We start from the raw sequence: 15079 nt of genomic DNA on the forward strand, positions 1-15079 counted from the left end.
TACCTTAATACACTATTCATTTTGAAAATGTTTCATCAGGAATTCAAAAATCTTATCAAAGTGTTTTAAGGGTTCTGTGTGGCCTCCCTCAATGACAATATGCTCATAATAATGGCTGGATTGTTTAGCCTGTAATCTGGCCACGATTGCCTCTGACATAGGAGTTGATCCCCACATTTCGTCTTTTGTAGCAGACATCAGCAAAACAGGCCCGTTAATGTTTTCAACCTTTATCAAGGCTTTTTCAACGGCTACAGTATCTTTCAGCATCGTATCAAATGCTAAACGTAAATCACGTTTGATTAATGCAGGTATAGTTTCTTCTGAAACAGGTACATAGGGCACTTCTTTATCCTGGTATGTCCATGAAGAAGTAGATAAATGACTTGTTAGGCCCGGAAAAGCCACATGGCTTGGCACAATAGCTATTACACACGTAATATCCTTGAAATGACTAGCCAGAAGTAGTGCCAGTTCCCCTCCTTTTGAGCCACCTATTACAGCTATTTTGTCTTTATCAATTTTCGGATTTTTTGCAGCTTCTATAATCGCATCATGTACTTTCTCCAGTGAAATACGATCTAAAGTATCAGGTGCACCTTTGGCACCAAAATAGCCTAATGCTAAAAAAGCATAACCTTTTTTGATAAACTCATCGCGTGTGGGTTTCCAATAATTACTAGCCCAGGGATTACCGCCTTCTGAGCCACCCAAGCCTACTATAAGGGTTTGCTTATCTGATTCTCCGACATATAATTGGCTGTTAACACCCGGAGTAGCTAGAGTTTGAGAGAAGCTCTTAAAATAAAAAATAGTGAGTAGAACTACGAGTAAAGATTTAAGATGATTCATTTGATTGGTTGGTTAATGAAATACTGCACAAAATTGAATGCAATATTTCTCTTAACTTTTGACCTAAATCAAAAAATCACTTTTCTGCTCTGATTCTGCTTAATGTTTCCTGAGTAATACCCAGATAAGAAGCTACCATCCCTAAAGGAATACGATGGTAGATGCCTTTATAAACCTCACAAAAATGTTCGTATTTTTCTTTAGCGGTAGTAAAGCGCATAGAAGTAATGCGCTCGATGAGATAACCGAACGTACTTCCCATAGACAGGCGAGCATAACGCTCCATTTCAGGAAAATTATTAAACAAAAACATTAAATCGTGTACTTCCAGTATATAGACATCGGTTTGCTCAATGGCATCTATATAATATAAGTCCAATTTATGCTGGATAAAACTACGTGGAGAATTCGTCCAGTCGCCCTCACAACTAAAATATTCACTCACTTCTCTCCCATCTTTCAGAAAATATATTCGCAACAGGCCTTTCTGAATAAAATAGCTTTTTGTGCATATTCTATCTGCCGAATGCAGCATCTCCCCTTTTGCAAAAGTCTTGAATGTAATCCGCTTGGTAAGTTCTTCCTTAAGTTGAGCGCTTACCTTTATATATTGTCCAAAATGATTGAAAAATTCTGTCATTCAGAAAGCGCTTAAATATTTACCTGTAAACAAAAAATTTCTCAATTCTGAAATAACTTCTTATCAGCCCAGAAAGTACCAAAAGGGATAACCGATACCAATAAAGCCAGGAGAGTTTTGCGGATATTCCAGTTTTGCTCAATTTTTATCTGAATAACAGCCAACACATATAGAATAAACAAAAGTCCATGAACCAAGCCGAAAGTTTTGTTAGGACCAGGATTATCAAATGCGTACTTCAAAGGCATTGTGATAAACAAAATCACTAAAAACGATACTCCCTCTATAAAAGCCAATATGCGAAGTCTGCCTAATTGTGTTTTCAATAAATTTAACATGGATGCGTATATTTAAAAATTTCTTAAAAGAGGTCTGAACCACGGAATAGCCAGCAGAATAAGTACTAGAGCGACAGAGAAATAAATAGTTATGGTTTTAAACTTAGCATAGTCTGAAGCTGCACGCTTGGCAATAGAGCTGCCAATGGTCATGACTACTATAGAACTGAACATTAAAGCGATGTGATAAATTCCGAAGAACCAGATTTCATGATTGCCCCCTGAGCCGCTTTTCATAAAAAACCGGGTGATTGGGCTCAACAAAAAGTACAATGTAAACCCTATCAGTAATTGGGTATGGCTGATGGTACCAGCTAACACACGCGCAATGCTATCTGCTTTGGTAAAAGTGCGTTTGCTAATTAACCCATGAATGCTTCTGCCAAGCGAATAAAGCAGGCTTATTAAGACGAGCCAACGAAGAATAGAATGAAAAAAGACAAATATCTCGTACATAAACGCCTGATTTTTTGCACAAAATTAGTTCAATCATCTATCAGATGTTAGGATTGATAAAGCAAAAAACCGGACTTTTCAATCATTTTTCTTCACATGGTAATTTCAATCCGTATAATTATAAACCCACTCCAGCACATCTCCATCATCAGGGTCGTCTACTACGCCTATGCACGTAAAATTATTTTTCTCTAACACTCTGCACGAAAACTTGTTTTCCGGAAGTGTACGGGCAGTCACTCTTACGGAAGGGTCAGTTTTTAACGATAAATCAACCAATAATTTACAAATAGCTGTGCCGACTCCCCGGTTTTGGTATTTCTCCATCGTTCCATAGGCAATTTCTATTGTCTCATTTATAGGCTTACCTTTAATACCTGCACTACCGATTATAGTCTCATTTTCTTTCACAAAATAACAAATCCAGGGTGGTACAAACCCTACTTTTTCATAAAATTCAACCGTCATCTCTACTAATTCCTGGCATTCAGGGTTACGCATCAATTCCTCGTTTTCGTCCAGAAATTCTTTTATAGGTACTAATTCCATGATGGTAATAAATTCTTTTATAATAAAAACGCTCTTTTGTTTAAAATAAGGGCCAAAAGTACTGATTCTTCTGAAAAATCTTCATAGTTATTTATTCAAATTTATTATTTCTTTCCTATCACAGTCCTCTTTCAATCAAATTCCAAATAAATTACTTGGCATTATTTTTGCTAATTTTTCTTAAAAAAATACCAAACTTTATTTTACATTCATTTGCTGCTGGGTTTCATTCATCAGAAATGCCCTCTACAACTTTGCATAACTATTTTAAAAGAGTACATCTTAGCTAAGATCAGTCCTAATAAAATTACACCATGAGTTACAAAGTTTTACTGTTTTCGTATTTCCTATTATTTAGTTCAGCTATCGGGCAAGTTGTTAAACCCTCTTTCAGACATATTTCTACTAACGAAGGTCTGTCTCAGGGACATGTTACTGCTATTCTTAAAGATAAACAAGGTTTTATGTGGTTTTCTACTTATGAAGGCCTCAATAAATTTGATGGGTATCGTTTTTTTATTTACAAACATTCTTCAGAAGATAGCCTAAGCTTACATAACAATATTGTCAATGATATTTTAGAAGATGATGCCGGAAATATATGGGTAGGTACAGCTACGGGGCTAGATAGATTTAACAGAGAAAAAGATAATTTCTCGCACTTCTTTGCTTCTAATAAAACAGTAGTTATACACGAAATATTTCAGGATAGTAAGAAAAGAATCTGGTTGGGAACAACCGAGGGTTTGTATCTTATTAACAGTGCTAATGGTAGCTTTAAGGTTTTCAGACACGAATATAATAATAAAAATAGCCTGAGCGCAGGTGCCGTTGACACCATAGAAGAAGATAAAGACGGTAGTTTATGGGTAGGTACCCGTAGTGGATTGAATAAATTCAATCCTGAAACTCAAACTTTTGTCCACTATGTTAGCGACCCTAAAAACCCGAATAGTATAGGTGCTAACTGGATTAAGGCATTATTCAGAGACAGCCAGAACAATATATGGATAGGAACACAACGAGGGGGTGTTTCTAAATACCACGTTAATAACGGTACTTTTACTAATTTTAAACATGACCCTAAAAACCCGAATAGTATTGGCTATAACGACATTTTGTCGTTCATAGAAGATACTGCAGGAAATATATGGGTAGGTACCGAAAATGGTGGTATTAGTGTATATGGCGCGAAAACCAAGACTTTTCAGACTTTTCTGAATGATGCCAGTGATATAAGTAGCCTTAGCAATAATTCTGTATATGAATTATATATTGATGATATTGGCAATATCTGGGTAGGTACGTATTCGGGAGGTGTTAATTTCCTACCGAAATTCGGTAATAAATTTGCCTTGTTAAAAGAGGGGAATCCCGTTAATGGTCTGAAAAATAGCAGTATCCTGTCTATTGCCGGAGACAGTGAGGGAAATGTATGGCTAGGCACCGATGGAGGTGGATTAAGTTATTTCGACAAAAAGAAAAACACTTTTACTACCTACAAAAAACAACCATCAAACCCTAATAGTATTAATTCTGACTTTGTCACTTCGGTAGCACTGATAGATAAAGACCTCTTAGGAGTTGGTCTATATCTGGGAGGGTTTGATTTATTTAATAAAAAAACCGGCCAGTTTATCCATCATATGCCCGATAAAAATAATCCTAACAGTATTTCTTCTGAAAGTGTGTATGCTATACTAAAGGCGAGAGACGGAAATATATGGATTGGTACGTTGAGCGGCGGGCTTAGTTACTATGACAGAAAGACCAATAGTTTTACCAACTATATTCATAAGCTAAATGACTCGAATAGTATCGCAGGCGATTTTGTAAGAGCGCTTTATGAAGATGATGACGGTATCTTATGGGTAGGAACAGATAATAGTTTAGATGCTTTTGATAAAAACACTAAAAAATTCACTCACTTTACGCATAAAAGCAATGATAAGAAGAGCATTATCAATAACAATGTGCAAGTGATAAAAGAAGCACAGAAGGGGTATTTATGGATCGGTACAACAGATGGCTTATCATTGTTTGATCTGAAAACAAAGACCTTTGAAAACATCAGTGAAAAAGATGGCCTGCCAAATAATGTCATTAACGGAATTTTGAAAGATAAAAAGGGGAATCTCTGGATAAGCACTAATAAGGGGATTTCTAAATATACACCGTCTACCAAAAAATTCCGTAATTATGGTATTTCAGATGGCTTGCAGGGAAACGAATTTAAACCTGCTTCGGCATTTCAGACAGTTGACGGGGAAATGTTTTTTGGTGGACCTGATGGTTTGAATACTTTTTATCCAGATAGTATGAAAGACAATACTTTCATTCCACCCGTGCATATTACCGACTTTCAGATTTTTAATAGAACGGTAGGTATTGACGAAAAGGGTTCTCCATTGACTAGTGCCATCAGCGAGACTAAGGAAATTACACTCACACATGAGCAGTCGGTCTTCTCGTTTGAGTTTTCAGCTCTGAATTATACTTTATCAAGAAAGAATCAATATGCTTACAAATTAGAGGGTTTTGATAAAGACTGGAATTATATAGGAAGCCGACGATCTGCCACTTATACCAACCTTGACCCTGGCACTTATACTTTTAGAGTAAAGGCTTCTAATAATGATGGCGTCTGGAACGAGGAAGGGACAGCTATAACTATCACAGTGCTACCCCCATTCTGGGAAACGTGGTGGTTCAGAACATTGCTGGTTGCAATTGTCATAGGTTCTGCCATAGGTTTTTACCGTTACAGAATTGGCCGGATAAAAGCACATAATGAAAAATTAGAAAAACAGGTTGAAACCAGAACAGCGCAACTACGTAAATCAACCGAAGAAGAACTGAAAGCCAGACAAGATGCTGAAAAAGCAAACCTTGCCAAAAGCATCTTTTTGGCTACTATGAGCCACGAGATACGTACACCACTGAATGGTATCATCGGTATGACCTCCCTGCTTGAAGAAACAGAACTGAACGAAGAGCAGAGAAACTACACTGATACGATACATACTTGTGGTGAAGGCTTATTGACAGTTATCAACGATATTCTCGACTTTTCTAAAATTGAGTCTGGTAATATGGAATTAGATGTCAAGGACTTTGACCTAAGACATTGTATTGAAGAAGTACTGGATATTTTTGCCGAAAAAGTAGCCAAATTGAATATTGACTTATTGTATCAGATCGACTGGGATGTGCCGATGCAAATTATTGGAGATAATCTGCGTTTGCGTCAGGTACTATTAAATCTTATTGGTAATGCTATTAAGTTTACCCATAAAGGAGAGATTTTTATCAGAGTCTTTTTGGTGAATACAGGGCCAAATGGGCAATTCGAATTAGGCTTCCAGGTAAAAGATACAGGCATCGGTATCCCGGCTGATAAAATTGACAAGTTATTCAAGGCATTTTCTCAGGTTGATTCATCTACAACCCGTAAATATGGCGGCACCGGTTTAGGACTTGTCATCAGTGAAAAACTAATCAAATTAATGGGCGGTGATATTAGTGTAAGAAGTGAAGTTGACAAAGGCACTATATTTACTTTTACCATAAAGACTGAAATAAGTTCGGTAAAGATATCTACTTTACCTTTCAATCTGGAGGTTTTAGAAAACAAGAGAGTTTTAGTAGTTGACGATAACCTAACTAACCTGAGCATTTTTAAAGGGCAGTTAGAACAATGGAAGATGATACCAACACTTTCGTCTTCTCCAAAAGAAGCATTGGATCTAGTAAAAGACAACAACTCTTTTGACATTATCATTAATGATATGCAAATGCCTGAGATGGATGGGGTTGAACTAGCCTTGGCTATTAAGAAAATAGCGCCAAAAATCCCGATCATGCTTTTGAGCTCTATTTCTGATACTTTTTATAAAGAACACCCTGATTTATTCTGTTCGGTACTTACCAAGCCTGCCAAACAACATATTCTTTGTAGGAATATCCACAACCAGCTTCTATCTAAAGAGCAGCCTGTGGTAGTTGAGAAAATTAAGGGTATGGCCGCACAAAAACTATCTGTTGAGTTTGCAGCGCAGTACCCTATGCATATTCTGGTGGCAGAAGACTATATTATGAACCAGAAACTTGCACTGCGGGTATTAAGTAAACTAGGTTATGAAGCTGATCTGGCCGAAAATGGCATGGAAGTGTTAGAAGCTATTAAGCATAAAGAATATGATGTGATTCTGATGGATGTTCAGATGCCTGAACTAGATGGCTTACAAGCAACGGAACTTATCAGAGCGCAGATGATTAATCAGCCTGTTATTATAGCCATGACTGCCAATGCCTTGCAGGAGAGCCGTGATGAATGTCTAAGAGCGGGTATGGACGATTATATAAGCAAACCAATAAATCTGGAATTTTTAGTGGCAGCATTAGAGAAATGGGGAACATTAATCAAGAAAAAATCCCAGGAACCCCTCGAATCAGAAATTGTATGATTGCCTATAGAGTGATATTGTGTCTGATAAATGCTATTACTTTCGTAATAGCATTTTTTATTTCCTCATCATTCATTACTGACCTGATGGCTGGCTAATCTCTTTGTCTAAAGCTATAGGGCTACCCAGATTTGGTGTACCGTCGGCATTCCAGGTGAAAGGTTGCATACGCGGTGAACGGTTATTGCCACATCCCTGTCCCGCTTCGGGGTTTGCATGGTAGATTATCCAATGCTCTTTCCCATCCGGAGATTTAAAAAACGAATTATGTCCGGGAGCAAAAGCTTTACCCTCAGGGTTTGCTTTAAAGATAGGCTCCGCCGTCTTTTTCCATGAAGAAGCCTGCATTAAATCGGCGCTAGCATCAGCTTCTAATAGACCCAGAGTATAGTGGTCAGTCCAGCAACCACTTGCCGAAAATACTATAAATATCTTTTTGCTATCGTCTGATTGTCTTAAAAACTGAGGGCCTTCATTCACCACAGGTAAAGGGCCTGATCCCATTTTTTCCCATCTATGTTCAGGAGTAGATATTTCTGTCCGAGTACCCTCTATCGTCCAAGGATTTTTCAATTTGGCTATATAAATATCCTGACTAACGTTTTCGGCTCCCTCCCAACCTGACCATATGGCGTATAATTGTTTGTTTACCTCAAAAATACTCATATCAATCGCCCAGCGATTAGTCGGATCGGTTATCTGCCCTTTGAATGTCCAGTTGGTAGTAGTTGGGTCAGCATCAGGGTTTTCTAATACATACATCCGATGGTTATCATTTTTGCCATCATCAGCCGCTACATATATATACCATTTGTCATTCAGAAAATGTATTTCAGGAGCCCAAAGTTCTTTCGAATAATTACCGGAAGCAGGAGGCGTCCACACTACATGTCCCTCTGTTTTTGATAATTCGGCCAGATTCTTTGTTTTCCTAAGGGTAACATTTCTGCCCGTAGAATTACAATAATAATAGAATCCATCCTTGCGAATCACCCAAGGGTCAGGGCCGGTAGGTAATAGTGGATTTTTGAAGGTAGTCTGGGCGTGGCATATACCCATACTCATTGAAAATAGCCCGATAGAAACGAGACTAAAAAAGCGATTTTTAGGCATGCTAAATAGGTTAAAAATAAAGATTGAATAGGAAAAACCTTAACTGGTTTTGAATAGCTAAATTATAACCAAGCAGTGGACTTATACAAATGAAGAGGAATTATTTTTTCACCTTATAGTAAAAGGCATAAAAAAAGGCGGTAGAACCGCCCTTATATTAATGATGTCCTTCGTCGGCTTGTTTACGATCGTAGTTATTAGCGAAAGTAAAGCCCAGAAAGATAAAACCGAGTATAAAGACAAATAAATCGCCAAATACCCAAAGAATTGTCATACATAATAAAAAGATTACTAATGTAAGCCAGCTAGGAAGCTTTGTCGAGCCTGAATTGTTTGCCATAATTTATCTTGATACGTTAAATTCTGCCTGCAAGTTATGACATAAGTCCCAAAATTGAAAATATTACTTAATTTTCTCGTAAAAAAATGAATTACCGTCTGCCAGCGTAGAGCCGATTGGTGCAGGTTGGTATAATACCAGATACTTCGGGGTTTCGGTAAATGACATGAAAGAATAGGTTTTGCTATCTTCAAAAACCAGTTTATCTTTCTGATAAGTAGCTTTCTCATCTGTACTGATACTTACATCAGATTTCTCTATTACTTTACCATCTTTTGTACGCGTATAAGTACCTTTCGAGGCATTAAAAGCCAGAATTTCTTCATAATCAGGCGTAAGTTCAGTTGGCCCCTGTGGAGATGGGAAACCAATCCCAATTTTCACCAGTTTCCACTCCCCGTTTATTTCATTTAATAGTGGGTCTGGTGCCGTATTTTCGCAAGAAGCTAAAAACAAAATAGTACAGATAAGAATCAATGTAGTTTTCATAATTTAATACAGTTTTTCATAATAGATTCTTTCTCATCTAAAAAGGTTGGAATCTGATAGTCAATTATTTATCAAAAATCAAATTCCAGAATATCTGGATCATTTAATAAACTCTTGATGGCTTTTTCATGATTTTTTTCCGGTCCTCTCACCGTCCATGTTCCGCTTATTAAATTATTTGATTTGGTCTGCATATTCCGTTCAGCTTCCAGGCCAAACTTTTCGAATTTATGCTCATAGTGTTTCAAAGTATCATTATTAAACTTGCAAACAATACGATAGGTACGAATCAGGTTTCTTTTCTTGATAATGTTCTGCATGGGCACTAACCCATATAAAGCAAAAATAACCAGAGCCATCGCTGCAAAACCTGTTTCATAGAGTCCTTTACCGAATCCGACACACATACCTAAGGCAGCTGTAACCCATGCTGCCGCAGCGGTGGTAATACCTGTAATACGCCCACTTGAATTATCTCTGAAAATGATTCCTCCCCCCACAAAACCAATGCCTGTAACAATATTAGCGGCAATACGCGAGGGATCAGAGCCTAATTTGATAGAAATCAATGTAAAAAGCGTAGAGCCTACACAAATCAATATCATGGTGCGTAGCCCGGCAGATTTACTATGATACTCTCTTTCAAAACCAATAATGGCCCCTGTACCTGCCGAAATCAGGAGTTTAATAACGTCTTCTGTAATAAATTCTATAAACATAGTGTGTTGTAAGTAGCTAAAATACTAACAATTTAGCTTCCTGATTGTTATTGAGTAAAATACGTATGCCAACCAACGATATCAGAAAATAGTATTTTAGTATTTTCCGTAAAACTTAACACAAATTTTTTGTATTTTCTGAATACTTTGGTTGTATTTGCAAATTATTTTAAAACATCTCCAAATAAATCCTTATGAAAACTGATCTTAAACAAAAGGCCTCTGAAATTGCCGCTGCCCTAGCTGACGTGGTAAAAGGAGAAACAACCAACAAAAAGATTAAAAAGGCTATCGATAAAACTGCGAAAAAACTAGCGAAAAAAGTAGCTAAAGTTAAAAAAGAAGCAGAAAAAGATAAGCAGAAAGAAGAAAAGAAAGCTTTAAAGAAAGTTGCTGAAAAAGCGAAGAAAGACAAGAAAAAAGATAAAAAGAAAGACGAAAAAGCACCGGCAGCACCAAAAGCTGACTCGCCTAAGCCAACTCCCGCCCCCGCTCCTGAAGCGCCAAAGGCAGTAGCTCCAAAACCGGCTCCGGCTAAACCTGCTCCCGAAAAACCAAAAGCAGTAGCGCCAAAACCAAAAGAAACAACAGCTTAAGATTACAGCTTATCTATCTCAACTATTCATGATTAGTTTCACAAAATTAAACCTAAGTATGTCAAGTGGTGGAGATAATCAATTTTTACTTGATTGAAGAATCCAGTTCAGGACTAAAAGTAAAGTGGTGAAGGCATACTCAGACCGTTTATTTTGAAAAGAAACTGGAAAGACATTTGTTCATTCATTATTTGAGTAAATTATCAGGGAGGTTTCGGCCTCCTTTTTAATTATTAAAAATCAACAAATATGTTAAAAACTGAGAAAACAATTTACAAGCTATTATTTGCACTGATGATGTCTTTTACTTTTTTTGGTATTGCTAAAGTCTTTAAGGATAATTACTTAATTAGTAGTTCGGGGTTTATGCAATCAGGTTTTATGGTATTGCTATTTATCGCCTTATGTCCGGCTAAATTTATCTGGAAAAAAAAGGCGCTTATTTTACTATTGACACCCGTTTTATACTCTTGTAATTATGCCAAATCAAATCAGCAGGTCGTAGTTTCAGCCGACTGCGGTATGACATGGAAGAAAATCAATGCAGGCGACGCTGTACCTAAAGGTGTTGGTAATTATTGCTATATGAAAGTTGTTATGCCAAACTTTCCTATGCAAGGAGACAGCAGGTTTATTACTAATCTGAAAGACCGCGTAAGAGCGTTTGTTCATATAGATTACGATTATTCCATTACAGACCCATTGGCCTTTATTAAACAGGCAAAATATCTTGGCAAAGCTAACTCAAATGCTGATGATGGAGAGGCGCTAGACCCATCTGCTTTTGAAGGAGCCGAAAACATGGTTATTGATAAAAGAATAAGGGATATTAGCAAAGACTTATTTATTACGGAAGATATAGTCGAATTAGATCAATCAGAATTAGAAAATAGATTGTTCGACGCTTCCAATAAGGTTCTGGAGCAATTAGGCGTTCATCTTAATTTTATTACACTAACCTTTGATTTAGACGAACAGACCCGACAGGCCATTGATGTTTCAACCGCTATGAAGATATATGAAAGTAAAGGCTTAACTGATGTTGGCAAACAGGTTATGATTTCAAGAGCAGGAGCAACTAAAGTAAACATAGAAAATAAATTACCATCACAAGCCGTGGAAGAAAAATAACCAAGTTACCTGGGAAAGGCTTTTTTATCAGATTGAATTTTGATAAGTTTACAAATATTAATATATAGGTACCGGGCAAAGAAATATTATATACCTCTCAAGGATATAGATAAAAAATTGTGAATCATTTTTGATGAAAATCAATCTATCAAATCTCTATAGTTTCATAAAAAGGTGTAAATCCCTTCTGATTTACACCTTTTCCTTTATACTTCTTTCAACCTCTAACGTTCTAGCCCAAAAGGCTAATGAATTGATCATTACCGAAATTATGGCTGACCCTACCCCCACTAAAGGTTTGCCGGAGAAAGAATATATCGAATTATATAATCGCTCGGATAAAGCTATTAGTTTCAATCAATTGGTTCTTTTTTATAATGCTAGTTCTGTCAGATTTCCTGATGTGTCTATTCAGCCTAATGAATATATAATTGTTACACATCGGAATAATGTGACGGATTTTCAGTCTTATGGCAAGGTAGTTGGTTTGAATAATTTCTCACTCAACAATACAGGCTCTACTTTAATTATAAAGGATGCTAAAAACACTACGATCTTCTCGGTAACTTATTCTGATAAATGGCATACCCCAAACAAAGCGCAAGGCTTTGCTTTAGAAATGATTGATAAAGATTTTCCTTGCAGAGAAGAGGGTAATTGGACTTCAAGCGAGGTCGCCTTACAAGGCACTCCTGGCAAAGAGAACTCAGTAAAAGCATCACAACCCGATTTAACTCCTCCTGAATTGGTCAGATATGAATTAGAAAACTCTTCAGCTCTAAAACTTATCTTTTCTGAAAAATTAGATAGTCTTTCTACTATTAGTGTTAATGCGTATACGTTTGATAAATCATTAAAAATAGAAAGTATAAGCATTGAAAGCCCTCAAAATCAATATGTGCATCTGGGGCTTGCTACTCCATTACAAGCAAATACCCATTATACCCTTACAGCCAGAAATATAGCAGATTGTTCGGGCAATGTGCTGAAAGAAACTAACCTGCCAATAGCCAATGTCCAACCTGCCGATTCGGGCGATGTGGTGATTAATGAGGTTTTATTTAATCCCCGTAGCGGTGGTGAAGATTTTGTTGAAATATATAACCGAAGCAATAAATTTATAAGTCTGAAAGACTGGGTTTTGACCAATATTGATGCTAACGGAGCAATAGGCAACAGCAGGCCTATCAGCAATATAAATTACATTTTACAGCCCAAGCAGTTCTTAGCACTAAGCAGAAGTGCTGCGATTATTAAGGCTCAATATTTCAAAGCGGTTTCAGAAAATATTCTGGAGATGGCTTCTATCCCTACATTTCCTGATGAAAGTGGAACGGTTATCCTACTTAATGGAAATAAAAAAGTCTTTGATAGATTTGATTATTCTGAGGACTTGCATCATGTTTTGATTGATAATAAATCAGGAGTTTCTCTGGAAAAATCAGATTATAACCTCCCCTCTTCTATACTTTCTAACTGGCATTCAGCAGCAGCTTCCGAGGGTTATGCGACACCTGGTTATACTAACTCGCAAGCGACATTAACCAATGTAAAAAATGCTTTTACTATAGACCCTGAAATTTTCACACCTGATAGCGATGGTGCTGATGATATAACACAATTGAAATTCACCTTGGATAGGCACGGATATTTAGCCAATGTTTACATTTTTGATATAAATGGCCGCATGCTGAAACAATTAGCCCAAAATCAGTTATTAAGTCCCAAGGACCAGATAACATGGGATGGTAAAAACGGCAATAATGATATAGTAGCCGTGGGGTATTATATAATTTTGGTAGAATTGTTTAATACCAATGGAGAAAAACTGGAATTTAAAGGAAAGGTAGTAGTAGGAAGCAAATATTAAAGCCAACCTCTTTCTATCGCGACTTTTACAGCTTCTGCCTTACTACTGATTTCAAGTTTCTGGTAAATATTTTTCAGATGGGTACGCACTGTATGCGGACTAATAAACATCGCATCGCTAATATCCTGATAGGTAAAACCCTTGGCAAATGCAGTTAGTATCTCTATCTCACGCTTAGAAAGCGCCTCTTTTTCCATTACAAGCTTTTTCTCAACTATTTCAACTGCTTGTGTCTGCACTTCAACATCGGTATTTTGCTTTAGGTTAGTAAATAAGTATTCTTTTACTCTCACAACCATCGCTACCGATAAAATGATGATTTCGAATAAAAAACCGAATAAATAGGCATAGGGTTGTACAATCCAGATGTCGAAAATATGATTGAAGTATTGGGGTAAAATATAAGAAAGAATTGGCGGAATAACTGAAATGAGATAAATGCGTGACATGGTATTTTTGCGAACCGAGGCCAATACAGTCAGGTAAAGGAAAGACAAAACGGTGATAAAGAAAATGCGAGCCGTCCAACCAGAAAATTGTACATAGGCATCAGAGACTCCTGCAATCCAGAGTGGTGAAAAAAGTGAGGGCAATAATAAAGCCCAGAATATAATGCTCATTACACGGAGCGTGCGTTCAAAAAAAGGTCGGTCAGCTAATGAGAGTTTTGTAAAGGCAATTACAAACAGGATACTCCAGAAAAATACACTATAACTGAAATATTGTGTTAAATCTACTACACTATTCCTCTGGAAATTAGCAGGAAGATATTCATATAAGAATCCATCCAGGTGCAGAAAAACCAAGATAAGGCTTAATACATACATGCCATAGAAATAGAAAATCCGCATATTGAGCAGGTAGGCTATAAGGAAATTTCCTACTACTGCTAAAATCAGAATTCCTATAATAATACCCCAGAAGAAATTAAGCTGTCTATCACTTTTTTCAAAAGCCTTTGGGTTCCAGATAATAATCGGGAACTTGATAGAGTTCAACACGTTCTTACCTTTCAGATAAATAGTATACCTCTCTCCGGCTTTCAGGTGTATCGGAAAAACAAAATCCCTATGCACATAAGGGCGATTGATAATGGGAGTAAGACAACTAAGATTTTCAAAAGACTGGACGATTTTTCCTTTCTGAACCAGATAAAAATTCAATTTATCAAAAATCGCACTATTCACATGAAATAGATACTGGCTCTCTACTTTGCTTCCTACCTCAAGCCTCACCCATCCTATTCGTTTTCCCCAGCCCAGATTAGGGATTCCTACTTTCGATAAATGAAAATACTCCTGCTTGGCTTCTATGAGGTTATCAATTGTAATGGCATTAGATGAATCTTTCAGAACAAACATATTCTCTTTAATCTCCTGTTTCTGCAAACTATTATCCAGCCAGATCGTGCTCTGGCAGAAAGTAGTAATGGGTAGTAAAAAAAGGAGTAGCAAGCGCATTTATTCTGGGTTTTGTGGCAATTTAAGTAAAATACCACAAATGCGGTATTGAATTATGCC

General features: G+C 36.9%; 14 protein-coding genes. 4 read left to right on the plus strand and 10 right to left on the minus strand.

Annotated features, from left to right (window positions below; all coding sequences use genetic code 11):
• Positions 1–12: 12 nt before the first annotated feature.
• The 5 genes from D0T08_RS16855 to D0T08_RS16875 form a co-directional block, all read right to left on the minus strand.
• The gene (locus D0T08_RS16855; RefSeq protein WP_116983845.1) at positions 13–852 is read right to left on the minus strand and encodes an acyl-CoA thioester hydrolase/BAAT C-terminal domain-containing protein; all 840 of its coding nucleotides are present in this window, start codon (positions 850–852) and stop codon (positions 13–15) included.
• A gap of 76 nt (positions 853–928) precedes the next feature.
• Positions 929–1492 (minus strand): Crp/Fnr family transcriptional regulator, encoded by a 564-nt coding sequence (locus D0T08_RS16860; protein ID WP_116983846.1) that lies wholly within the window; start codon positions 1490–1492, stop codon positions 929–931.
• Between the two features lie 41 nt (positions 1493–1533).
• Positions 1534–1830 carry a DUF3817 domain-containing protein gene (locus D0T08_RS16865; protein WP_116983847.1) on the minus strand — a complete coding sequence of 99 codons (297 nt, stop codon included), beginning with the start codon at positions 1828–1830 and terminating at the stop codon, positions 1534–1536.
• Between the two features lie 12 nt (positions 1831–1842).
• Positions 1843–2286: a hypothetical protein gene (locus D0T08_RS16870; protein WP_116983848.1), complete on the minus strand. Its 444-nt coding sequence runs from the start codon at positions 2284–2286 to the stop codon at positions 1843–1845.
• A 105-nt stretch (positions 2287–2391) separates the two neighbouring features.
• Positions 2392–2835: a GNAT family N-acetyltransferase gene (locus D0T08_RS16875; RefSeq protein WP_229238979.1), complete on the minus strand. Its 444-nt coding sequence runs from the start codon at positions 2833–2835 to the stop codon at positions 2392–2394.
• A gap of 314 nt (positions 2836–3149) precedes the next feature.
• Here D0T08_RS16875 and D0T08_RS16880 point away from each other — a divergent pair, with 314 nt between their 5' ends.
• Complete coding sequence (locus D0T08_RS16880; RefSeq protein WP_116983850.1) at positions 3150–7301, plus strand: hybrid sensor histidine kinase/response regulator; 4152 nt, start codon at positions 3150–3152, stop codon at positions 7299–7301.
• 75 nt (positions 7302–7376) lie between these two features.
• Here the strand turns inward: D0T08_RS16880 and D0T08_RS16885 are convergent, their stop codons facing one another.
• The 4 genes from D0T08_RS16885 to D0T08_RS16900 form a co-directional block, all read right to left on the minus strand.
• A complete protein-coding gene (locus tag D0T08_RS16885) occupies positions 7377–8414 on the minus strand; it encodes a family 43 glycosylhydrolase (RefSeq protein ID WP_116983851.1) in 1038 nt (345 codons plus the stop codon).
• 157 nt (positions 8415–8571) lie between these two features.
• Positions 8572–8754 carry a hypothetical protein gene (locus D0T08_RS16890; protein ID WP_116983852.1) on the minus strand — a complete coding sequence of 61 codons (183 nt, stop codon included), beginning with the start codon at positions 8752–8754 and terminating at the stop codon, positions 8572–8574.
• Between the two features lie 63 nt (positions 8755–8817).
• Positions 8818–9243 (minus strand): hypothetical protein, encoded by a 426-nt coding sequence (locus D0T08_RS16895; protein WP_116983853.1) that lies wholly within the window; start codon positions 9241–9243, stop codon positions 8818–8820.
• A 71-nt stretch (positions 9244–9314) separates the two neighbouring features.
• Positions 9315–9962, minus strand: coding sequence for an MgtC/SapB family protein (locus tag D0T08_RS16900; RefSeq protein ID WP_310586264.1), 648 nt, complete (start codon positions 9960–9962; stop codon positions 9315–9317).
• Positions 9963–10156: 194 nt separating this feature from the next.
• Here D0T08_RS16900 and D0T08_RS16905 point away from each other — a divergent pair, with 194 nt between their 5' ends.
• From D0T08_RS16905 to D0T08_RS16915, 3 genes are all read left to right on the plus strand, one after another.
• Positions 10157–10558 carry a histone H1/H5 family protein, HCT subfamily gene (locus tag D0T08_RS16905; RefSeq protein ID WP_116983854.1) on the plus strand — a complete coding sequence of 134 codons (402 nt, stop codon included), beginning with the start codon at positions 10157–10159 and terminating at the stop codon, positions 10556–10558.
• A 249-nt stretch (positions 10559–10807) separates the two neighbouring features.
• Positions 10808–11689 carry a hypothetical protein gene (locus D0T08_RS16910; RefSeq protein WP_116983855.1) on the plus strand — a complete coding sequence of 294 codons (882 nt, stop codon included), beginning with the start codon at positions 10808–10810 and terminating at the stop codon, positions 11687–11689.
• Positions 11690–11822: 133 nt separating this feature from the next.
• The gene (locus D0T08_RS16915) at positions 11823–13559 is read left to right on the plus strand and encodes a lamin tail domain-containing protein (protein WP_116983856.1); all 1737 of its coding nucleotides are present in this window, start codon (positions 11823–11825) and stop codon (positions 13557–13559) included.
• On the opposite strand, the gene D0T08_RS16920 is transcribed toward D0T08_RS16915, so the two are convergent.
• Positions 13556–15019: a 7TM-DISM domain-containing protein gene (locus D0T08_RS16920; protein ID WP_116983857.1), complete on the minus strand. Its 1464-nt coding sequence runs from the start codon at positions 15017–15019 to the stop codon at positions 13556–13558. The genes D0T08_RS16915 and D0T08_RS16920 overlap by 4 nt on opposite strands.
• Positions 15020–15079 lie beyond the last annotated feature (60 nt).

The sequence above is a fragment of the Emticicia sp. C21 genome, from assembly GCF_003418935.1.
Classification (GTDB): domain Bacteria; phylum Bacteroidota; class Bacteroidia; order Cytophagales; family Spirosomataceae; genus Emticicia.

Bases quoted from the DNA above. Each gene is read 5' to 3' on its own strand.
- D0T08_RS16855 (WP_116983845.1), bottom strand. From the start codon at position 852: ATGAATCATCTTAAATCTTTACTCGTAGTTCTACTCACTATTTTTTAT.
- D0T08_RS16860 (WP_116983846.1), bottom strand. From the start codon at position 1,492: ATGACAGAATTTTTCAATCATTTTGGACAATATATAAAGGTAAGCGCT.
- D0T08_RS16865 (WP_116983847.1), bottom strand. From the start codon at position 1,830: ATGTTAAATTTATTGAAAACACAATTAGGCAGACTTCGCATATTGGCT.
- D0T08_RS16870 (WP_116983848.1), bottom strand. From the start codon at position 2,286: ATGTACGAGATATTTGTCTTTTTTCATTCTATTCTTCGTTGGCTCGTC.
- D0T08_RS16875 (WP_229238979.1), bottom strand. From the start codon at position 2,835: ATGGAATTAGTACCTATAAAAGAATTTCTGGACGAAAACGAGGAATTG.
- D0T08_RS16880 (WP_116983850.1), top strand. From the start codon at position 3,150: ATGAGTTACAAAGTTTTACTGTTTTCGTATTTCCTATTATTTAGTTCA.
- D0T08_RS16885 (WP_116983851.1), bottom strand. From the start codon at position 8,414: ATGCCTAAAAATCGCTTTTTTAGTCTCGTTTCTATCGGGCTATTTTCA.
- D0T08_RS16890 (WP_116983852.1), bottom strand. From the start codon at position 8,754: ATGGCAAACAATTCAGGCTCGACAAAGCTTCCTAGCTGGCTTACATTA.
- D0T08_RS16895 (WP_116983853.1), bottom strand. From the start codon at position 9,243: ATGAAAACTACATTGATTCTTATCTGTACTATTTTGTTTTTAGCTTCT.
- D0T08_RS16900 (WP_310586264.1), bottom strand. From the start codon at position 9,962: ATGTTTATAGAATTTATTACAGAAGACGTTATTAAACTCCTGATTTCG.
- D0T08_RS16905 (WP_116983854.1), top strand. From the start codon at position 10,157: ATGAAAACTGATCTTAAACAAAAGGCCTCTGAAATTGCCGCTGCCCTA.
- D0T08_RS16910 (WP_116983855.1), top strand. From the start codon at position 10,808: ATGTTAAAAACTGAGAAAACAATTTACAAGCTATTATTTGCACTGATG.
- D0T08_RS16915 (WP_116983856.1), top strand. From the start codon at position 11,823: ATGAAAATCAATCTATCAAATCTCTATAGTTTCATAAAAAGGTGTAAA.
- D0T08_RS16920 (WP_116983857.1), bottom strand. From the start codon at position 15,019: ATGCGCTTGCTACTCCTTTTTTTACTACCCATTACTACTTTCTGCCAG.